This is a genomic window from Enterococcus sp. DIV0970a, from assembly GCF_051711265.1.
In the GTDB taxonomy this organism is placed as follows: Bacteria; Bacillota; Bacilli; order Lactobacillales; family Enterococcaceae; genus Enterococcus_D; species Enterococcus_D casseliflavus.
Genome location: NZ_JBIOMF010000001.1, coordinates 3,264,570 through 3,285,664, shown reverse-complemented (window position 1 = coordinate 3,285,664; position 21,095 = coordinate 3,264,570). Strand labels below are relative to the sequence as shown.

Here is a 21,095-nt window from a genome sequence, read left to right as displayed (position 1 = left end):
ATGAATAGTGCTTTATCAAAAATCGACCGTCAAATCTTATGGTTGAATCGAGTGATTGTAACTTTTTTAGTCGTCATTACCATTGTTCCGCTGATTTATGTACTGGTAGCTTCTTTTATGGACCCAGCTACTTTGATCAATAAAGGTATAAGCTTCAATCCGAAAGATTGGACAATACAAGGATATCAACGGGTATTTGCAGATGATTCCATTTTACGCGGTTTCGTAAATTCGTTGTTTTACTCTTTTAGCTTCAGCTTATTGACTGTATTTATTACGATGATCACTGCGTATCCTTTATCTCGACCTAACTTGGCTGGGAAAAAGATTATTATGACTTTTTTTGTCATTACAATGTTCGTTGGTGGCGGCTTGATACCTACCTATTTATTGGTAAAGAACTTGGGCATGTTAGATAGTGTATGGGCGATTATCATACCAGGTGCTATAAATGTGTGGAATATTATCTTAGCGCGTACCTATTTTAGTGCTTTGCCAAAAGAACTTTCTGAAGCTGCTACTATCGATGGCGCCAATGACTTGCAAATACTGTTCAAAGTCATGCTTCCATTAGCTAAACCAATTATGTTCGTATTGTTTTTATATGCCTTTGTTGGGCAATGGAACTCATATTTTGATGCCATGATCTATATCAAAGATCCCGACTTACAGCCGTTGCAACTCGTATTAAGAAATATTTTGATCCAAAACCAACCCTCACAAGACATGGTGGGAGCCAATACAGCCATGGCAGAAATGAAACAAATTGCTGAGTTGATCAAATACGCAACGATCGTCATTTCTAGTCTGCCATTAATCATAATGTATCCTTTCTTCCAAAAATATTTTGATAAAGGTGTTTTAGTTGGTTCTGTTAAAGGATAAGTATTGTTCACTATTTGTATGAATAAAAATTATAAAGGAGATTTTAAGATGAAAGCAAAATGGATGCTGCCAATCGTTTTTACTTCCGTACTAATTTTGGGGGCTTGTGGAGGCTCAAAAGAAAAGAGTACATCAAGCCCTGATTATGAACTAGAAAATGTCTCTTTTCCATTGAAAGAAAAAGTATCTTTAAAAATGATGTCTCAAAGTGCCCCTTTGGCTCCCAATGATCCTAATGACAAATTGATTTTCCAACGATTAGAAGAAGAGACCAATCTCCATATTGATTGGACAAACTACAGTAGTGATTTTGCCGAAAAAAGAAATTTGGATATCGCTAGTGGTGATTTACCAGATGCCATCTTCAACGCCGCTGCAGGTGACTATGATTTATTAAACTGGGCGGAAAGTGGTGTTATTGTACCGATTGAAGATTTGATCGAAGATTATATGCCAAATCTGAAGAAAATTTTTGATGAAAACCCCGAATACCGACAAATGTCTACTGCACCTGATGGTCACATTTACTCTATGCCTTGGATTGAAGAATTAGGCGAAGGAAAAGAGTCGATTCATACAGTAAATGGGATGGCTTGGATCAACAAGGAGTGGTTGGATAATTTAGGTCTTGAAATGCCGCAAACCACTGATCAGTTGATGACTGTGTTGGAGGCTTTCAAGACGCAAGATCCAAATGGTAATGGTGAAGCAGATGAAATTCCTTTTAGCTTTATTAACAATGGAGGAAACGAAGACTTAAAATTTTTAATGGGGGCATTCGGTCTAGGTGATAATGATGACCACTTAGTCGTTGATAACGATGGCCAGGTACAATTTACTGCTAACAAAGAAGGGTATAAAGAAGCCATCAAATATTTCAATGAAATGAATAATAAAGGTCTTATTGATAAAGAGGCTTTCGAACAAGATTGGAATACGTATGTTGCCAAAGGGAAAGAACATAAGTATGGCGTGTACTTTACTTGGGATAAAGCAAATATCACGGGTGCAGATGATAGTTATGACGTCTTGCCAGTCTTAGCGGGACCAGATGGAACGAAACACGTTACTCGTACGAATGGCATGGGTTTCTCAAGAGATCGTTTCGTAATTACTAGTGCGAATAAAAACTTGGAACTTACAGCTAGGTGGATAGATAAAATGTATGAACCGTTACAGTCTGTCCAAAATAACTGGGGAACCTACGGTGATGAAGCACAGGCGAATATTTTTGAATTAAAGGATGGTATGTTAAAACATTTGCCTTTAGAGGGGACAGCACCGGGGGAACTAAGACAAAAAACCGAAGCTGGAGGACCATTAGCAGTTCTTGATTCTTATTACGGCACAGTCACGACTATGCCAGATGATGCGAAGTGGCGTTTAGATTTGATGCATGACACGTATTTGCCATATATTACAGAAGACAATATCTATCCACGTGTCTTTTTAGAAAAAGAAGAAACAGATCGATTAGCAAAAATCGAAACGGATATGTGGGATTACATCTATCGCAAAAGAGCAGAGTGGATCACCGGCGGTAAAATCGATGAAGAATGGGAAGAATACCTTGCTGAATTGGAACGTGTAGGTTTGGAAGAATGGATTCAAATAAAACAAACTGGCTATGATAATTTTTTGAAGGGAGCACAATAAGTGTTAGTAGAAGAAACGGCGATTTTGGATAAAGCAAATCGATTTATTGAAATGATGCGAGGAAAAGTTAACCCTCAGTATCGACAAAACTATCATTTTTCCGCACCCATCGGGTGGATAAATGACCCCAATGGGTTTATATATTACAAAGGGCATTACCATCTCTTCTATCAATACTATCCTTACGATAGTCGATGGGGGCCCATGCATTGGGGACATGCGCGCAGTAGTGATTTGGTCCATTGGGAAGATCTACCAGTAGCGTTAGCCCCAGATCAACCTTATGACAGCGGCGGGTGTTTTTCAGGAAGTGCAATTGAAAGAGACGGAAAACTATATTTATTTTATACAGGCTGTCAAGAAATTGATGGTATTAGCCATCAGCATCAATGTTTGGCGGTCTCTGAAGATGGTATTCATTTTAGCAAATACAGTGGTAATCCTGTGGTAGCAGATAAACAATTAGGTGAAAATGGGTTGATACAAGAATTTCGTGACCCTAAAGTAATTGTTCACAACGATGCTTACTATATGGTAGTAGCTACTAAATCTACACAGTCTACTGGTAGAATAGTGATGTTTCAATCATCAGACTTGTATACTTGGCACTTTTACTCTGTGTTACTAGAAGGGACTTCAGAGCAAGGAATAATGTGGGAATGTCCTGATTTATTCCATTTAGACGGACGAGATGTCTTAATCATGTCACCGATACAAATCAAGAAGAACGGACTGGAATATCATAATATCAGTTCTACCATGGCTTGTATTGGTGAGGTAGACTGGGAAACAGGTCAGATGATAGTTGATAATTTCCATGAAATGGATTTTGGAATGGATTTTTATGCACCACAAACAACAACAGATCCTAATGGCGGACGGGTGATGATTGCTTGGATGCAGATGTGGGATCGTACATTGCCTACACATGAGTTAGGCCATCTTTGGGCAGGCTCTATGAGTTTGCCCCGAGAGTTAAGAGTGAAAAAAAATCGATTGGTACAAAAACCCATCTCAACTGTATATAGTCATTTAGTTTATCAACAAGGCAGTGAAAATATCGCAGTGACTGACACATCAGTCGTATTTCGAAACGCACTGTCGGATTCTTCATATTTACATCTAGTCGCAGATTTGGAGAAAGCAGAAGTTTTTACAATTGAATTACTGCGGTCTAAGACGGATTGTCTCAAACTAGCCTATGACACTGCTACACAGGTTTTTGAATTGGATCGTCAGAAACTAGGAAGAGAGCTTACAGGGGCGGAAGAAGACCCTCTGAATGTCCGAAAAGTTGAAGTACCTTTGATTGATAATCAGCTCGTTCTTGAGATTTTTAGAGATACCTCATCAGTTGAAGTCTTTATTAATGGGTTAGAAGTTATGACGGCTACTTTCTATGAGCTGGAAAAAGCTCGAGATATCTTGTTTCATTCGATTGGAGAAAGTCGTATTCAAGCTTTTGAAACAGCGAGTGTGAAATAAATGTTTGATTGCTTAGGCGATGTATCAATTATTTAATAGGTTTTGAAGGATAATGTTTTTAGAAAAGAACAGATAGCTAGATTTCCCATGGTTTTGCTATTAGTATTTTGAAAAAATTAGTAATTTATGACAAAATTCATTATACTAAACTTGTGCAGAAATGTGAGGGATCAACTATGAAAGCAACAATGAAAGATGTCGCAAAATTAGCAGGTGTCGGAGTAGGAACTGTTTCCCGGGTATTGAATAACGGTTCTGTTAAAGCTTCTACTAGAGAAAAAGTTGAAGCAGCAATGACAGAGTTAAACTATCAGCCAGATTTTTATGCCCGGGGGTTAAAGATGAAGCATACGAACACGGTTGCTTTGATTCTACCCACTGTATGGCATCCATTTTTTGGCGAATTTGCCTACCATGTAGAAACAGCATTAGAAAGACAAAACTACAAGCTTTATTTGTGTAACTCCAGTGGGAATAGTGAAAAAGAACAAGAATATATCCAGATGGTCAGTCAAAATAAAGTAGACGGCATCATTGGAATTACTTATTCAGATATCGATGAATACATTTCGAGTAATCTGCCTTTTGTTAGTATTGACCGTTATTTCACTGAAGAGGTGATTTATGTGACCGCTGACAATGCGGCCGGTGGACGTTTGGCTGCAAATGAACTTTATCGCCGAGGATGTCAGAATGTAGCATATATCGGTGGGTACCAAGAAACACCGAATGAAACGAAGAGTCGTCGAAAATATTTTGAGATTGAGTGCCGTCAATTGGGGATTTCCTATAAAGCGTTAGATATGTTAGAACCTTTAGACCATCTCTCAGAACGTGTAACAAATTTTTTGTTAGAGAATCCCGATATCGATGGTATTTTTACGATCAACGATCCAATGGCATTAGCTGTCATTGATATGCTTGAAAAAATAGGGAAAAACGTACCAGAGGATGTCCAAGTTATCGGATTTGATGGTCAAAAGATGACAGAAGGAGATCCTTATCTAGTCTCAACGATTGCCCAACCTACAAAGCAAATGGCGGAAGTGGCAGTGGCAAAATTAATTGCTGTCATTAATGGAGAGACAGTAGAAAAACGTACCGTATTGCCGATTAAATTTGGCGAAGGTGGCACAACGAAACCTTTAGTGAGAAACGATTTTGCTTAGTGCAAATACGTTTCTTTTTTTGAAAATGAGTGAATGAAAGGTGTAGATAAAATGTTATATGGTGGAATAGAAGCTGGTGGAACAAAGTTTGTCTGTGGGATTGGTAATGAACAATTACAAGTGATAGAACGGAAAAGCTTTCCAACCACAACACCAGAAGAAACGATGAAGCAAGTGTTTGATTTCTTTGATAAGTACAAAGGAAATATCGCATCAATTGGTGTAGGAGCATTTGGGCCTATTGATATTCAAATCGAATCAAGAACTTACGGATATATCACCAACACTCCGAAGGTAGCTTGGCAAAATTATCATTTTGTAGGAGCTTTGGAAAACGCCTTGTCGGTTCCCATCTATTGGACTACCGATGTAAATGCTGCTTGTTATGGAGAATATATGGCAGGTTATGGAAAAGGTAAAAATAGTGTTCTGTATTACACCGTTGGTACTGGTGTTGGTGGTGGTGCTGTAGTCGATGGAAAAATAGTCGCAGGTTTCAGTCATCCTGAAATGGGACATATGCTCTTACAACGTCATAATGAAGATCAATTTGAAGGGATCTGTCCTTTTCATCATGATTGTTTGGAAGGGTTAGCCTCAGGACCCGCGATTGAAAAACGCTTTGGAAGAAAAGCCCAAACCATTTCATTTGATCATCCTTATTGGGCGATTGAGGCAGATTATCTTGCTCAGTGTGTGTATAACACAACTTTACTATATGCACCGGAAGTAATAATTTTAGGTGGGGGTGTAATGAAACAGCCACAACTACTCGAGTTGATTCGCCAAGCGTTTAAAGAAAAAATGGGTTCCTATGTGGATACCCCTACTCTCGAAGAATACCTACTAACTCCAATGCTTGCTGACGATGCAGGTTTGATCGGCTGCTTAGCTTTAGCAATAAAGAAGTTGGAACAATAGCAGCATGTTAAAGAACGTGTGAGAGAGTTTTTATAGCAGTTAGGATAGATAAAAAGGTTAACTAAAATGTGAGCTAGAAAAAAGGATGGCTAATAATAGATGTTCATATGTATCTTTTTCGTAATCGAATGTTGCGAATAAGAATTTTTTCTTTCGTTCTATACTATTGTCTAGTTGCCTCAAATTGCTTCTTAATGCTTGGGTTTTGTTTTATCATAGATATTCAGTATAGAAATACACGATGTGAAAATCTATTATTCTTCTCGGTAGTTTATTGCTTCTAGTTGGGATGATTGCGTAGAAACTTAACGTCAGTTAAAGCGCGTCACGAATAGTAGTAACGAGAACTAATGAGACATTAGAATGTTATAAGAAACCCGTCAGAAGAGTCTGCCTGACGGGTTTTATAATTATTAGAAGGCTTGCTATTCCTCACAGCTCCGCAATCTTCCGTACGGTATTGATGGTCCGAATCGTAATCTGTTTACCGACGCTGGTGCCGGCTGTTTTTTTCCACCAATTGGTTTTTTGATAGTCTTTGCGGATGTAGGACCAGAAGACGACGTCTTTGTAAGGGAAAACCTGTTCAAGGTCGGCATTTGGAGCCCCGAGTTTTTCAGATAACACCTCGTAGGTCAGTGAAGGCATCAAAAAGATCAGGTTGTCATAGATGGTTTTATCTTCCGTTCCTGACCAGTCAGGTATATGGGTCAAGCGTTCCTGCAGCTCTGTTTGGCGAATGATATAAATAGCGATATCAAAGGAAAAGTCGTGTTTGACCATTGCTTTAATCATTTCGGCAAGGGCTTGTGGATCATACCCTTCACTGGAAAAAATCACATTGCCGCTATTCAAATAAGTGACCACATCTCTAAACCCTAGTTCTTCAAAACCGGCTTTCAATTCTTTCATAGAAATTTTGTTCTTTCCACCGACATTGATGCCTCTTAATAAAGCGATGTATCGTTGCATGGCTAGACCCTCCTTTAAAACGCTTCTTTTAGCTGATTATAGAATGGATGGAGCGGAAGCACAATCCTGGCTTCTCAGCTACCCAAAATACGTGAGCGAGAAGCGATTAATGCAAGCTTATTGGTGGAGTGGCTGTGGCGTACGTATTTTTGCACTGCTGATTAGTAAAAACGAAGAAACAGCCTATAGATGGTAATACCCCTCACAAATTTGCTAAAGCAAGCGAATTTGTGAGGGGCACTTAAAGTTGTTTTCTCTATTTCTGGTTTCATTGTTAATCCACCGCAATCTTCACAGACACTGTCTGTACGGGGACATCATAAAAGGGATCTTCTCGTCGGCCTAAAAAGTCTTGGGCTTGCTGAGGGAAGAGGGCGTACATCAGCACGTCTTCTTCGCTTTTGGCATACTCAGCGATTTCTTCCTTGAAGGCTGGCAATTGCGGTGCCAGTAGATCAGCTGGTCTGACAGTGATCACTTCAGCATCTCCGATAATTGTTTCTTTGATTTCGTCGCTGATGGGTGCTGGCGATTGTCCATAAAGTCCTTTGACGTAATCTTTGATCTCACTTGGGACAAGTTTGTAGCGTTCTCCTGAAATCACATTCATCAAGGCTTGAGTGCCGACCATTTGCGACAATGGGGTCACTAGCGGTGGATAGCCCAAGTCCGCTCTGACTTTTGGTACTTCTGCTAGGACTTCTTCATACTTGTCTTGCAATCCTTGTTCCGTCAATTGGCTGAGTAGGTTCGACAACATGCCGCCAGGTACTTGATAGATCAAGGTTTTGGGTTCGATGTCTTTGACTTTTGGATTCAGCAGCCCTTCTTCACGGAAACGATCACGAACGGGATTGAAATGTTCTGCAATCTCAGCGACTTTCTGCAAATCAAGTCCAGTAGCAAAGCCGCAATCTTCTAAGGCGATCGCCACAGATTCGGTCGCTGGCTGACTGGTGCCGCCAGCAAAAGAGGAGATGGCAGTATCAATGATGTCTGCGCCAGCTTCCGCAACTTTCAAGTAAGTCATCTCAGCAATGCCGCTGGTGGCATGGGTATGGACTTCCAGCGGCAGATCGACCGCGTCTTTGATTCGGCTGACCAACTCGTAGCCGGTTTGCGGCGTCAAAACGCCTGCCATATCTTTGATACAGATAGAATCTGCGCCGAGGTCTGCCATTTTGTTGGCAAGGTCAACGAAGTAATCCACGGTATGGATCTGGCTAGTAGTATAAGAGATCGCCGTTTGACAGTGTCCACCGGCTGCTTTTGTGGCACGGATGGCAGTTTCCAAATTGCGGACATCATTTAAAGCATCAAACAAACGAAGAATGTCGATGCCGTTTTCGGCCGATTTGGTCACAAAGTCAGCAACGACGTCATCGGCATAGTTTTTGTAGCCTAAGAGATTTTGTCCCCGTAAGAGCATTTGCAGTTTGGTCTTTTTCACTTCTTTGCGGATTGCGCGCAATCTTTCCCATGGGTCTTCATTTAAAAAACGCAGGCAAGCATCGAAGGTCGCGCCGCCCCACATTTCAAGGGCATGATAGCCTGCTTGATCCATGGTTTTTAAAATCGGCAGCATATCGCTGGTAGGCATTCGCGTGGCGATCAGACTTTGTTGGCCGTCCCGCAAGACGGTTTCGGTAAATTGGATTTTTTTCATTCTTTCACTCTTTCCTGAATGATTTTACGGATCTGCTGCTGCATGTCTGCTACGCTATGGGTTCTAGAACGGCCACAAACTTTGGCGTCTTGTTCACAGATGTAGCAGCTTCTTGCAGGCAGTCCAATTTCGGTGCGGCTGATAGGTAAAAGCTGGTCTTGGGTTTTGGTTAAGACATCCAGATCCACCAACCGGCCGTAAGGATGATTGGTCTCAATCTGAACCATCATTCGTTTTAGTTCATAAGGATCTGTGGGCAGTACGAGATAATATTCTGGTCCGGTCTCCAAACTGCGGTAGAGGTTTGCCAGTGGAATTAGTTCCTTGACGACCTCTTCGATTTCCGTAATGAGTTCTTCAAAAACTGCGGTCAATGGGGCAGAATTTTTCACGGGACCAGGAATATTCATGGTGGCAACAAGTAATGCCGCTTTTTCATCTGCAGCGAGAAGCTCCCGTTGAAGGGAGCTTCTATTTTCTCGCGCCTGCAGCATGTCGGTTAGCGTCACAGGGGTTCCTGAAAATAGGGCATCAGACATTTTTGACCACATCAATGATCGTGCCATCGCGGTATTCGATCAAAGCGACGGTTTTTTCCCCGTACTTGATTGGTTCGGGTTGACCCACGATACTGTAGGCTTTTTCTTTTAGCTCTTCAATGGTGTATTGGGGAATATCCAATGCTTCAAAATGGCTGATCAGGTCTTTGCGAGCAGGATTGATGGCGATCCCGATTTCTGTGACAACGACATCAATGCTGGCGCCTGGCGTGACGATCGTGTTGACGGTATCGACGATCGTTGGGATCCGTCCCCGCACGAGAGGAGCGATCACTAAGCTCATTTTGCACGCCATACTGGTATCTGAGTGGCCGCCAGAAGCACCGCGGATCACACCGTCAGAACCGGTGATGACATTGATGTTGAAATTCGTGTCGACTTCCAATGCGGAAAGAATGGCGGTATCCAATTGATTGATAAACGCCCCTTTGCTTAACGGTGAGGCATACATATTGGCATCGATCTCGTAATGATTGGCGTTTTTCCCTAGCGATTGTGCGGAAGGATGATCGAAGTCTTGGACATCGATCAGTTTTTCCACTAATCCTTCTTCTAACAGTTCCACCATGGCATTGGTAATGCCGCCAAGGGCAAAGCTAGCTTTGATCTCATCTTTGATCATTGCTTCGCGTAAAAAACGAGAAACAGCTAATGCGGCACCACCTGTTCCAGTTTGGAAGGAGAAGCCTTGTTGGTAATAAGGCGAGCTGGTGATGACCTTGGCTGCATACTCAGCAATCAGCAATTCTTTTGGATTTTTGGTAAAGCGGGTCGCGCCTTTTGCGATCCCTGCAGGATCACCGATGGCGTCGACTTCCACGACATAATCGACATCCGTTTGGGGAATGCTGATTGGGGTATTTGGAAACGGCACAAGGGTGTCGGTGATGATCACGACTTGGTCGGCGTATTTTGCATCGACCATCGCATAGCCCAATGAGCCGCAGGTTGCTTTTCCTACAGTACCATTAGCATTGCCATACGCATCTGAGCTAGGCGCTCCTAAGAAAGCGACATCGATGTGGATATCGCCGGCGGCAATCGCACGAGCCCGACCGCCATGAGAACGGATAATGACTGGGGCATCCATAATGCCTTCGGAGATTGCGGCACCGACTTTGTCCCGCAGACCGCTGGAGGTGATATTGGTCACGACCCCAGATTTGATATGTCCGATCAATGGTTCATGGACATTGGCGATGGAACTAGGGGCAATCGCAAGATTCTTGATGCCCATTTTTGCGATCTCGTCCAAAACGAGATTCATGATAAAGTCCCCTTCGCGAAAATGATGGTGGAAGGAGATCGTCATGCCGTCCGTTAGCCCTGTTTTTTCAATGGCTTCACGAATACTGCCCACGACCTTGCTCTTGCCTGGCAGGACTGGCTCGATCTTGCGACTCGCTTCTTTGTAGGCATGGATATTGGCTGTTTCATTTTCAAAGACCCCGTATTGGTTGGCATAGCATTCAGGGATGTCTTTTCCTGCTTTGTTTAACACCATAATTACACTTCCTCCTCGGTAATCAATTTCGCTGCTTTGGCAAGGGCGATCACGCGTTCCGCTCGCTCAACGATTGGTTTATCGACCATTTTGCCATTCAAGGAGATAACACCAGAGCCTTTGCTTTCGGCTTCGCGAATGGCCCAGATCACTTCTTTGGCCTGTTGGATCTCGGCTTTTGAAGGCGCATAGATCCCATTGACTAGGGGAATCTGCCGTGGATTGATCACTGATTTTCCGTCAAAACCAAGTTGCTTGATGCGAGTCGTTTCAGCAATAAAGCCATCTGTGTCATTGATATCAGAAAAGACGGTATCGATAGCGGCGATCCCCGCAGCTCTAGCTGCATGCAAGATCATACTGCGGGCAAACAACAATTCTTGCCCATCTGGGTAGCGACGGGTTTTCATATTGGTGACATAATCTTCTGCCCCTAAAGCGATCCCGATCAAACGATCGGAAGCTGTAGCGATGTCTCGGGCATTTAAAACGCCTTCGGCAGACTCGATGGCAGCCATCATTTTGGTGGTTCCTACAGGCAGATCGTTTTCTTCTTCTACTTGTGTGATCACAGCGGCAACGTCAATGATGTCTTGGGCGGTTTCGGTTTTCGGTAGACGAATGACGTTGACCCCCGCTAGGACCATCGCTTCGATATCAAGGGCACCCACCGTGTCGAGGCCGTTGATGCGTACGACGGTTTCGATGGCAGAATAGTCAAAGGTTTTTAAGGCAAAATGCACCAGTGTCCGAGCGGAGTCTTTTTCATTCAAGGAGACCGCATCTTCTAAATCAAACATAACGGAATCGGCGCCATACAATGGTGCATCCCGTAGCATGGCAGCATTGGCTCCTGGTACAAACATCATCGTTCTTCTTAAACGTTCCATGTGTCGATCTCCTTCCAAGCATACTGTTCTTGTTCGGCGGCCCGATGAACGGCGGTCAGAGTTCGGGCTTTGATGGTACAGTCCAATGCGCCTTTATCGGTGGCAGTGATTTTGGCCTGTGTCACGCCTAGATGGTTCAGCGTCTCAAGGATGACGGCGCGAATTTGTTTGCCGAATTGTTTTTCGACACTGCTATCGAGGGTCAGCTCGATGGTTTGGGTTGTGGTAGGCTCGATCGCGATTAAGATATCACTGGATTCAACAGAGCCAGCAACCGCACTTTTTTTGATTTCCACTTATTATCACCTCTAAATATAGTTATGCTGCATTAAAAATGAGAACGTTGTTTCTGGTAAAAATTGCTGCAAGGAAAGTAAATCTTTTTCTGCAATCGCTTTCCGGACTTTTGTAGCCGAAACGGTTGATTGGTTGATCTTCAGACGGTCGATCACGATCAGTTCAAGCTCGGGTGAAAAAACGGCAGCCATTGCCTCGTTGTAGAGTTGGGTCACGGGCGAGTAAGGCTCTGAGCCTACAAAACGCGTAGTGATCGTCAACAGCGGGGCAATTTTTTCTTTGAAGAGGGTTGCATCAAAGGCGGCTTGTTTTTTGGCGATCGCCTCAGGTGCTTGCTCTTTCAAGAAATAACTGGGAAAGACCGCCGAAGAGACGAGATAGTTGTTGGTCGTCAGCACCGTTACATTTGGCAGATGAGCCATACCATCCGTCACCATCTGCAGCCGTTCGCTGGCAGAAAATTGCGAGCGGTCTTCTGATAAAACGAACACATAAACCTGTTCTTTTTGACTCGCAGCCGTTTCGACTAAGTACAAATGTCCTTTAGTAAAAGGATTAGCGTTCATGACGATCGCGCCGTTGTTTTGTCCAATTCGCTGCCGTTGCAGCTGTTGGGCATAGCTTTCAAAAGAAGGAACGCCTTGTTCCATGAACAAGATGTCTTGTGCTGCCAGCACTTCACGAAACCCGAGGGATTCAAAAAACAGGCGGTTTTTCGGTGCTGTATAGACGAAGGACTTGGTGAAGCCTTCGTCTTTGATATGATCGCTAAGGTGCGAAATCAATTGCGTCAACAGCTGTTCGGAGCGTCTTTTTTCACAGACCACTACATACTTGATGATATTGGTATAGCAAGAAGCAGTAGCAATCAAGGTTTGCTGGTCAAAAATGCCAACGGTATAGGCTACCTCTTCACCGACGGCTAAGCCAGCACGGGTGATCAATTTTTGCCATTGCAAAAAGACTTCTGGATCTTTTTGCAGCCAGATTCTTTTCAGGGTATACATACAATGCCTTCTTTATTTTTTTACTGGGAAGAGCTTCGACAAAAGCAAGGATGCGAAGTAGATGATCAGGATCACGACAAAGACGCCGCCCCAACCGAATAACAACAATTCAAATGAAGTCAGTAAATCTTGACTCATAGTTTTCCTCTCCTTTCTAGTGACCTAAGCAATCAGTGCCAGCAGTAAGCCACCGGCGATGACCGAAGCAATCTGTCCTGAAACGTTGGCACCGGCTGCATGCATCAAAATAAAGTTTTGCGGATCTTCATCTGTCGCCATTTTTTGGATGACCCGACTAGACATTGGAAACGCAGAGATACCAGCGGCACCGATCATTGGATTGATTTTTTCTTTACGGAACAAGTTCAGCACTTTCGCAAACAACACGCCGCCGACCGAGTCCATCACGAAGGCAACCAGCCCTAAACCAATAACCATCAATGTATCGACTTGTAAGAATTCTTCATATTGCATTTTCACAGAAATTGATAAACCTAGGAGGATACTAATGATATTCACTAGTTCATTTTGAGCAGTGATGGACAAACGATCCAAGACACCACATTCCCGCAAGAGATTCCCGAACATCAAAAATCCAACCAGTGGCAATGAAACAGGCGCAATCAACCCTGCTACGATCGAGATCACGATCGGGAACAAAATTTTGGCCGTTTGCGAAACTTCGCCGGCACGATACGACATACGAATTTTTCGTTCATGCTTGGTCGTCACTGCTTTGATGGCAACCGGTTGAATGATCGGTACTAGCGCCATGTAAGAGTAAGCTGCTACCATGATCGCACCCATATATTTCGAGTTCAGCGTATTTGCGACAAAAATCGAAGTCGGACCGTCAGCAGCGCCGATGATCCCGATGGAAGCTGCGTCGTTTAAATCAAAACCAAGCAACACGGCAACGATGATCGTAAAGAAGATCCCGAATTGCGCAGCAGCGCCAAACAACAAAAGAAATGGATTTTGCAGCAAGGGACCAAAATCGATCATCGCGCCAATCCCGATAAACAAAAGCAAGGGGAACAATTCAGTTGAGATCCCCATATCAAACAATACTTGGAACGGGCCAGCTTCTCCGCCAGCACTTAACACACCTGAGTTCGGGAAGTTCACTAACAACGTGCCCAATCCCATGGGTACTAATAAGGTCGGTTCATATTCTTTCTTGATCCCCAAATACATTAATAGACCACCGATGAACATCATAACGATCCGTCCCGGCTCCGATCCTAACCCGACTACACCTTCAATTAACGTTTCCACTACGTCACTTCCTTTTCAATAAATTAGCCGATCGTAATCAGCAGTTCTCCTGGGTTGACCATGTCGCCCGCATTGACTGCAATCGCAACCACGGTTCCTGCTTTTGGTGCCACGATCTCATTTTCCATCTTCATGGCTTCTAAAATCATCAACGACTGATTTTCTTGTACAGTATCACCTACATTGACCAAGAGACGTAAAATCGTTCCCGGCATCGGAGAATGAATCGGCTCGCCATCAGCAGGAAGCGTAGCTGGCGCTGGCTGCGGTGCTACTTCTGGTTCTGGTGTGCTGACTGCCTCTGGTTGAGCAGGTACCGCTGCGGGAGCCGGTGTTGGCACTGCTGGGGCAGGAGTGGTAGGTTGCGGCGCACCGATTTCTTCCATTTCGACAAGGTATTCTTGCCCATCGATCGCTATTTTAAATTTACGTAACATGTTTTTCCCTCACTTGTTTTCATTTTTTTTGGCTATTTTTTTGATTGTGAACTGAGAATCAGGCAGCTCTCCTGCGGCAATACTGGCAGCAATCAGGGCGACTCGCCTAAAATCAGGATTACGCTTCTCAATTCTTCGAATGACAAACTGACTTTCAGGGTAACATTCAGCCCCTAGTGCGGCGGCTATCAGACTGACTAATGGATAATCTTCTGCAGGCGCTGGCTGATAGCTCGACACTTCTTGCCAATCAGACGCGGGTGGATCCGTTATCATTTCCTGTGGCTTCAAAGGGGAGCTGACAGCCGCATCAGGTTCATCATGCGTTTTTTTGAACAATCTTTTAATAAGATTCATGGGTTTCTCCTTTCTCAATGATTCGTTCCCTTTCATTATAGAAACTCCCGTTCAATCAGCGAGATTTATTTCGGCTAAAAATTGTTTTTTCAGTGTTCCTTTTTTTAAAAAAGAGCGAAAAACCGAGATAAACGTTGATTTATCAAGGTTTTTATTGCGTTAATATTCTGTTAAGAACTTTTTAAACGAAAAATAAGATTTGAAAAGAGAAATTGTTTTTTTGCTGTTCTTTTTTTAAACGGGTCTTTTTTTCTATTTCTTGATTGTTTATTCTTAGACGTGTAAAGCATTCAATAACATTATTTCCTTTAATAAAAGAAAAAGATTCACAAACTAGTGACGCTTGTCGCTAACAAATTACGGGCCTGTAATTTTTTTAAAATGTTTTTTGATAACGCTTACACATTTCGATGCATGAAAGGAAGAAGAAAATGTTCTTAACGATTTTATCCTATGCTATGATTATTGTCTTCATGTTCGTCATCATGAAGAAAAAAATGTCACCCTTTACATCCTTAGTAATTATCCCATTACTATTTACCCTCGTTGCGATGGTTGCTGGTGTTTCAGAAAAAGGCAATATCGGTGATTTTGTCCTTGAGGGAATCTCCACCACAGCCAACACAGGGATCATGTTGCTGTTTGCGATTTTGTACTTTTCGATTATGTTGGATGCGGGATTGTTTGATCCAATCACGAAAAAAATGATTTATTTTGCTAAAGGCGATCCGATGAAAGTCTTGATGGCAACGGCAGTCGTTGCCGCTGCAGTCTCTTTGAACGGTGATGGAACGACCACGACCTTGATCTGTTGTTCTGCGTTTATTCCCATCTATAAGAAGTTGAATATGAAAATGATGAACCTTGGTGTCTTGATCATTTTGCAAAATACCATCATGAACTTGTTGCCATGGGGCGGACCAACTGCTCGGGCAATGGCCGTGCTGGAAGTCGATGCGGATATTCTTTCTTATCTGCTGCCAGGAATGATCTTGTCTTTGCTCTATGTGGTTTTCTTTGTGGCTCGCAGAATGGGGATCCAAGAACGGAAACGTTTAGGGGTTACCGAGCTGACGAATGATGAGATTTTAGAAATGACAACTGTGACTGATCCTGATACATTAGCGATCCGCCGTCCGAAAAACTTTGTCTTCAACGGTATCTTAACAATCGTCTTGATTGGCTGGTTAGTAGCAAGCTCCTTTATCTCTAGTATCGCTTTACCGCCAATCTTGTTATTCCTTGTAGGTACGTGTATTGCATTGATGGTCAACTACCCAATCTTGAAAGACCAGTCGTCACGGATCGGTGCCAACGGCGGCGACGCTGTGCAAGTCGTAATTTTAGTTTTTGCAGCAGGCGTCTTCATGGGCTTGTTCCAAGGCTCAGGGATGGCAACGGCTTTGGCGAATAGCTTCACGCAAATCATCCCTAAACAATTGGCTGGTTTCTGGGGATTAGTCATTGCCCTGATTTCTGCACCTGGGACCTTCTTTATTTCCAATGACGGATTTTACTTTGGGGTCCTGCCAGTCTTAGCAGAAGCAGGTCGTTCGTATGGTTTTACCAATATGCAGATGGCCTTGGCGTCCTTAATGGGCCAAGCGTTCCACTTGTTAAGTCCATTGGTTGCCTTCATCTACTTGCTGTTGCGCTTGACGGGCTTAGATATGGGGCAATGGCAAAAAGAAGCGGCGAAATACGCACTGGGGATTTTCGTGATCTTCGTCGTTACGATCGTGCTATTAGGTCACATGCCGTTTTATATTCCACAGTAATTTCATACAGAAACTATCGAGCAGGCTGCCATTTTGCTCGGTAGTTTTCCTTGTTTATCGATAAACTTATTTTTTTCCAAAAATCTCATTTGTTTTTAGTATGATAGGAGTAAATCATGAATCCAATTATTGATGCAGTAAATAAAAATCTGGATCTGACCAAAAATAAACCATTAAAAGATTTGATCTATGAAGCATTCAAAAAAACCATCATTTTAGGAGATATTCCCGCAGGCTCTCGCATCAATGAGAAAGAATTTTCCGATACGCTAAATATCAGCCGAACCCCGATTCGTTACGCCATGACTCAGCTCGTGGCTGAAAAACTGGTGGAGCATGTGCCAAAAATCGGCATCGTCGTAAAAGGGATCAGTATCAAAGATGCTTATGAGATTTACGATATCCGCAAATCATTGGATACGTTAGCGACCATCAAAGCGATGGACTTGATGACTGAGGAAGATTTCCAGGAGATGCGCTGCTTGTTAGAACATGGCGAACAGCTGAATCGTGAGGATGATGTGGATGGGGTCTTGAAAAACTTTTCGGACTTCAATGCGTTTATTTACGAAAAAAGTCAAATGCTGCGGTTAAAAAGTATCGTGCTAGATCTGCAAGCGTACCTCGTGTATTTTCGTGACATTGCGATTCGCTCTTCTAGAAGAAGGGATGCGGCATTGGCGGAACATTGGCTGATTTATCGCGGCATGAGAACCAATGACACGGAACAGATCACGTTGTTGACCCATGAACATTTGGATCACTCCCTGCAATTTATTCTTGCTGAAATGGAGCGAAGAAAAATTGACTGATTCCCGTCTTTTTATCGCCAGCAGCTATGCAGTCAATGCGCTGCATTATGAGGTAGCGTTAGCACCCAAGCCTGGTTTAGTAGATCCTTGCTCCTCTGGTGCGCATCAGGACATGAATGTGTTTACCTTTATCAACAGTATCACTTGTTTGGCGCCTTTTTTTCAGCGCTATAGCCAAGCGGGCTTTGCCCATACAGGCTCGCTGATCCAGCTGTTTGACCAGTTACGTGGGATCGGTCAAGAAGCAGAAACAGCGATGCTTCGGGCAACCAAAGGCATCAATACCCACAAAGGGGCGAACTTTTCCTTTGCAGTTTTGTTGGGGGCGACAGGAGTCTATTATCAACAAAATGGCAAGGCGGAGCTGATGGCTGAAGATACCAATCAGATCCTGCAGCTTGCCGCTGATATCTGCCAGCATTTGGTCAAGCAAGACCTGCAGCAAATCACCCACAAAGACCAATTGTCTTATGGGGAAAAAAATTATTTGACCTACGGCACGATGGGGATTCGTGGAGAAGCTGCAGCTGGGTATCCAACGGTCAAAAAACTGCTGGAGTACTTGCGGCAGCAACCGCAAAAAACCTCCGTTTCCTTGTTGCGCGGGTTAGTCTATCTAATGAGTGAAACCGAAGACAGCAACCTCGTCCATCGAGGAGGTTACGAGGCGATGAAGACGGTACAGCAGGAGATGCAAAAAATTCACCAAGCCAATCTGTCAGATACAGACTTGCTTCGTGAATTAACGATCTATGATCAAGTATTGATTGCACGCCATTTGAGTCCCGGCGGCTCGGCGGATCTTTTAGCCTTGGCGCTTTATTTCTTGCAGCTAGAAGGCGTCTCCTTCTGGTAAAAAGGTATAGCCGATCCCCCAAACGGTTTTTAAAAAGCGGGCGTGCTTCGGCTCATCTTCAATTTTGTTTCGCAGATGATTGATAAAAACCATCACGGTATTGGCATCGAATTGGCCATCTTGCCAGACATTGCTGTAAATCTGTTCTTTCGAGAACACTTGATCTGGATTTTCCATGAAAAAGCGCATCAGCATGATTTCTTTTGAAGACAACTTGATGGGCTGATCATTTTTGAAAAACTGATAGCGTTTTTGGTCAAAACGAAACATGCCGCTGCACAGATCGCCTTCCGGTTTGGCGATCCCTTTTTCTCGCAGCACGTTGCGGCGATCAAGAATCGAAACGATTTGTGCTTTTAAGAGTGCCGGTGAAAAAGGCTTCGTAATGTAGTGATCGGCGCCAATCTCATAGCCGTTGATCATGTCTTTTTCGTCACTTTTTCCGCTCAAAAAAACGATCGGCACCGTGGGGTTTTCTTCCCGAATCAGTTGTGCCAAATGATAGCCGTCATTTTCATGCTCTAAACTGATATCCAGTAAAAAAAGATCAAAGCTGACACGAAAGTTGATCGCAATCGTTTTTTCAACGGAATCGGTCTGGTAGATCAAAATACCCGTCGACTGTAAAGATTTCCAAATCAGCCGCCGAATGGCAGGGTCATCATCAACGATTAAAATTTTTTCATCTCGCAAAATATCCGCCTCCTGTATCAATAGTATTATAGTAAATATGAAAGGGGTTTACAATGAAACCGCCATCAAAGTTTTGGCTGTATTTAAGTGTGGTCGCTACCTTATTCATTACACTGATTGGACTTATTTTTACCTTTACAAGTTATAAAAGCGCACAAAGACAAGCTGAAACCGTCGGGTTGCGGCAGTTGGAAACGGTCAATCAAGCGGCGATCAAGCTGATCAGCCGCAGTATCGAATCGTACCACATGGCTCTTACCAATTATGCCGATGACCACCTCGAAGGCGCCGCCTTGGCTGATTTGCAGCGCCCCTTAACGTTACCAGTGATCAATTCTGCGAACAATGCCATGGTCGGATTGTTTTTGATCGACCAACAAGGTCAGGTCATCGCCCAAAATACCGCAACGGCGGTCAATAAACCAGAAGACCCGCCGGTGCAAGAATTGTTATTCAAAGACCCATCCTTAGACAAAGTATTGGCAGGACGGCAGGTACAAAATGGGCAAGTCTATTTTGATGGCAAGCAGGCCTATCTAAATGTGTATCAGTCCTTAACCCTTGACGACAAAGAAGCGATTCTTGTGATGCCTTTGAATCTACAGCGCATGTACCATCATGAATTTACCACCGATCGCAATGTCTCCGGCTATACGATGGTCAAAAACGCCGAGATGCGGATCGTTATGCACCCATCGGACGAACAAATTGGTTTTTCCATCGTTGAAAGCCGCAAAAAAGAATTTCCAGAGCTGGATTTCACCGATCTTGAGCGCTTGGAGCAAGAACAAATCGACAATGAAGCAGGCACCTCCGTCTATTATTCTTATTGGTGGAACGAAGAAACACTGCAAAAAGTGCTGAAATTGGCTGCTTATCAATGGATCACCATCGGCGACAGTCGGCTGATCGTCGCTAGCAATGCCGATTTTTTGGAGCAAAGCGGTCTCTTTTTACAAGACAACTTAATTTTGATCGGCCTACTAGGTTTGTTGTTTGTCATTATGATTTTATTGACGATCCTGATCAAAAACTACATGAAACGCAATCAAGCCTATGTCGAAAACCAAGCATTGAAAGAACGACAACGGCTGTTAAAAGAAAAGCACGAGATCGAAAAAAACATTTTGCAAGAATCAAAACTGGAAACCATTGGCTTATTAACGACCTCGATCGTCCATGACCTAAACAACTTTTTGACGCCCATGATTGGTCATCTACAATTACTGATCGAGGAAAACCAACACGATGAAGTCTTGGTGGAGGACTTGCAAGAAGTCTGCAAAGCAGCAGAAAAAGGCAAAGAGTTATCTAGCAATGTGCTGCGTTTTTCGAAACTCGAAAGTGCCGATAAAACTGTGCAGTCGATCGCTACTACCTTGACAGAAGCCATCGATACTATGCGTGCGCTGCTGCCAAAAGCCTTTTCCCTTACGTATGATATCCAAGAAGTAGGATATGCCGTCTACGAGAAGATCGATCTGCAAGTCATCATTTACAATTTGTTGATGAATGTGTACCAAGCAAATGCCGATTGCAGCATTCGCTTGAGCCGCACTTCGACAGAAAGCGCCACCTTTCTGTTTCGTAAGCAAGCTTTCTCCGCGCAACAGGAGTTTGCTTTGATCGAAATCGCCGACAACGGTCCCGGCATACCAGAAGCGATCCAAGAAAAAATCTTTACCCGCTTTTTCACGACCAAGAGTGCCACTGGCGGTACTGGTCTAGGACTCTTCACTGTCTCTTCGATCGTGGAAAAAAACGATTGGCTGATTGATGTTACAAGTACACCTAAAGGAACCACCTTTTATATTGGTATCCCTCTAACTGATCCCGAAAAAGCCGCTGAAACCAACTGATCCAATGGGATGG

The 21,095-nt window shown here is 43.4% G+C and carries 21 protein-coding genes; 9 read left to right on the top strand and 12 right to left on the bottom strand.

All coding sequences use genetic code 11. The features are described 5' to 3' along the window. From IGK14_RS15935 to IGK14_RS15915, 5 genes are all read left to right on the top strand, one after another. Complete coding sequence (locus tag IGK14_RS15935) at nucleotides 1-885, top strand: carbohydrate ABC transporter permease (RefSeq protein ID WP_010748894.1); 885 nt, start codon at nucleotides 1-3, stop codon at nucleotides 883-885. A 48-nt stretch (nucleotides 886-933) separates the two neighbouring features. Beyond that, nucleotides 934-2,541, top strand: a complete 1,608-nt coding sequence (locus IGK14_RS15930) for an ABC transporter substrate-binding protein (RefSeq protein ID WP_002323465.1) — start codon at nucleotides 934-936, stop codon at nucleotides 2,539-2,541. Beyond that, a complete protein-coding gene (locus IGK14_RS15925; protein WP_010748895.1) occupies nucleotides 2,542-4,026 on the top strand; it encodes a glycoside hydrolase family 32 protein in 1,485 nt (494 codons plus the stop codon). A 176-nt stretch (nucleotides 4,027-4,202) separates the two neighbouring features. Beyond that, nucleotides 4,203-5,195 (top strand): LacI family DNA-binding transcriptional regulator, encoded by a 993-nt coding sequence (locus IGK14_RS15920; protein WP_010748896.1) that lies wholly within the window; start codon nucleotides 4,203-4,205, stop codon nucleotides 5,193-5,195. A 51-nt stretch (nucleotides 5,196-5,246) separates the two neighbouring features. Further along, nucleotides 5,247-6,116: an ROK family protein gene (locus IGK14_RS15915; protein WP_010748897.1), complete on the top strand. Its 870-nt coding sequence runs from the start codon at nucleotides 5,247-5,249 to the stop codon at nucleotides 6,114-6,116. 432 nt (nucleotides 6,117-6,548) lie between these two features. On the opposite strand, the gene IGK14_RS15910 is transcribed toward IGK14_RS15915, so the two are convergent. The 11 genes from IGK14_RS15910 to IGK14_RS15860 form a co-directional block, all read right to left on the bottom strand. Further along, nucleotides 6,549-7,088, bottom strand: coding sequence for a DUF1697 domain-containing protein (locus tag IGK14_RS15910; protein WP_010748898.1), 540 nt, complete (start codon nucleotides 7,086-7,088; stop codon nucleotides 6,549-6,551). Nucleotides 7,089-7,362: 274 nt separating this feature from the next. Beyond that, nucleotides 7,363-8,754 carry an oxaloacetate decarboxylase subunit alpha gene (locus IGK14_RS15905; protein ID WP_438712607.1) on the bottom strand — a complete coding sequence of 464 codons (1,392 nt, stop codon included), beginning with the start codon at nucleotides 8,752-8,754 and terminating at the stop codon, nucleotides 7,363-7,365. Continuing rightward, the gene (citX, locus tag IGK14_RS15900) at nucleotides 8,751-9,305 is read right to left on the bottom strand and encodes a citrate lyase holo-[acyl-carrier protein] synthase (RefSeq protein ID WP_026008125.1); all 555 of its coding nucleotides are present in this window, start codon (nucleotides 9,303-9,305) and stop codon (nucleotides 8,751-8,753) included. Before citX ends, IGK14_RS15905 begins: the two co-directional genes overlap by 4 nt. After that, on the bottom strand, nucleotides 9,286-10,818 hold the full coding sequence (gene citF, locus IGK14_RS15895) for a citrate lyase subunit alpha (RefSeq protein WP_010748901.1): 1,533 nt from the start codon (nucleotides 10,816-10,818) through the stop codon (nucleotides 9,286-9,288). Before citF ends, citX begins: the two co-directional genes overlap by 20 nt. A gap of 2 nt (nucleotides 10,819-10,820) precedes the next feature. Next, the gene (gene citE / locus IGK14_RS15890) at nucleotides 10,821-11,708 is read right to left on the bottom strand and encodes a citrate (pro-3S)-lyase subunit beta (protein ID WP_005230463.1); all 888 of its coding nucleotides are present in this window, start codon (nucleotides 11,706-11,708) and stop codon (nucleotides 10,821-10,823) included. Further along, the gene (gene citD, locus IGK14_RS15885; protein WP_005230465.1) at nucleotides 11,696-12,004 is read right to left on the bottom strand and encodes a citrate lyase acyl carrier protein; all 309 of its coding nucleotides are present in this window, start codon (nucleotides 12,002-12,004) and stop codon (nucleotides 11,696-11,698) included. Before citD ends, citE begins: the two co-directional genes overlap by 13 nt. 12 nt (nucleotides 12,005-12,016) lie before the next feature. Next, nucleotides 12,017-13,012, bottom strand: coding sequence for a [citrate (pro-3S)-lyase] ligase (gene citC / locus IGK14_RS15880; RefSeq protein ID WP_438712605.1), 996 nt, complete (start codon nucleotides 13,010-13,012; stop codon nucleotides 12,017-12,019). A 12-nt stretch (nucleotides 13,013-13,024) separates the two neighbouring features. Further along, nucleotides 13,025-13,150 (bottom strand): OadG-related small transporter subunit, encoded by a 126-nt coding sequence (locus IGK14_RS15875; protein WP_008381833.1) that lies wholly within the window; start codon nucleotides 13,148-13,150, stop codon nucleotides 13,025-13,027. 24 nt (nucleotides 13,151-13,174) lie between these two features. Beyond that, nucleotides 13,175-14,290, bottom strand: a complete 1,116-nt coding sequence (locus tag IGK14_RS15870) for a sodium ion-translocating decarboxylase subunit beta (RefSeq protein ID WP_010748903.1) — start codon at nucleotides 14,288-14,290, stop codon at nucleotides 13,175-13,177. A 23-nt stretch (nucleotides 14,291-14,313) separates the two neighbouring features. Next, complete coding sequence (locus IGK14_RS15865) at nucleotides 14,314-14,727, bottom strand: acetyl-CoA carboxylase biotin carboxyl carrier protein subunit (protein WP_010748904.1); 414 nt, start codon at nucleotides 14,725-14,727, stop codon at nucleotides 14,314-14,316. Between the two features lie 9 nt (nucleotides 14,728-14,736). Beyond that, the gene (locus IGK14_RS15860; protein WP_034696242.1) at nucleotides 14,737-15,120 is read right to left on the bottom strand and encodes a hypothetical protein; all 384 of its coding nucleotides are present in this window, start codon (nucleotides 15,118-15,120) and stop codon (nucleotides 14,737-14,739) included. Between the two features lie 395 nt (nucleotides 15,121-15,515). Between IGK14_RS15860 and IGK14_RS15855 the strand changes: the two genes are divergently transcribed. The 3 genes from IGK14_RS15855 (at nucleotide 15,516) to citG (ending at nucleotide 18,530) form a co-directional block, all read left to right on the top strand. Next, a complete protein-coding gene (locus IGK14_RS15855) occupies nucleotides 15,516-16,862 on the top strand; it encodes a CitMHS family transporter (protein ID WP_010748906.1) in 1,347 nt (448 codons plus the stop codon). Nucleotides 16,863-16,978: 116 nt separating this feature from the next. Further along, nucleotides 16,979-17,674: a GntR family transcriptional regulator gene (locus IGK14_RS15850; RefSeq protein ID WP_005230494.1), complete on the top strand. Its 696-nt coding sequence runs from the start codon at nucleotides 16,979-16,981 to the stop codon at nucleotides 17,672-17,674. Beyond that, entirely contained in the window at nucleotides 17,667-18,530 is an 864-nt protein-coding gene (gene citG, locus IGK14_RS15845) for a triphosphoribosyl-dephospho-CoA synthase CitG (protein WP_010748907.1), read from the top strand. Before IGK14_RS15850 ends, citG begins: the two co-directional genes overlap by 8 nt. On the opposite strand, the gene IGK14_RS15840 is transcribed toward citG, so the two are convergent. Continuing rightward, nucleotides 18,507-19,223 (bottom strand): response regulator transcription factor, encoded by a 717-nt coding sequence (locus IGK14_RS15840; protein WP_010748908.1) that lies wholly within the window; start codon nucleotides 19,221-19,223, stop codon nucleotides 18,507-18,509. The genes citG and IGK14_RS15840 overlap by 24 nt on opposite strands. A gap of 53 nt (nucleotides 19,224-19,276) precedes the next feature. Between IGK14_RS15840 and IGK14_RS15835 the strand changes: the two genes are divergently transcribed. Continuing rightward, on the top strand, nucleotides 19,277-21,082 hold the full coding sequence (locus IGK14_RS15835) for an ATP-binding protein (RefSeq protein WP_010748909.1): 1,806 nt from the start codon (nucleotides 19,277-19,279) through the stop codon (nucleotides 21,080-21,082). Nucleotides 21,083-21,095 lie beyond the last annotated feature (13 nt).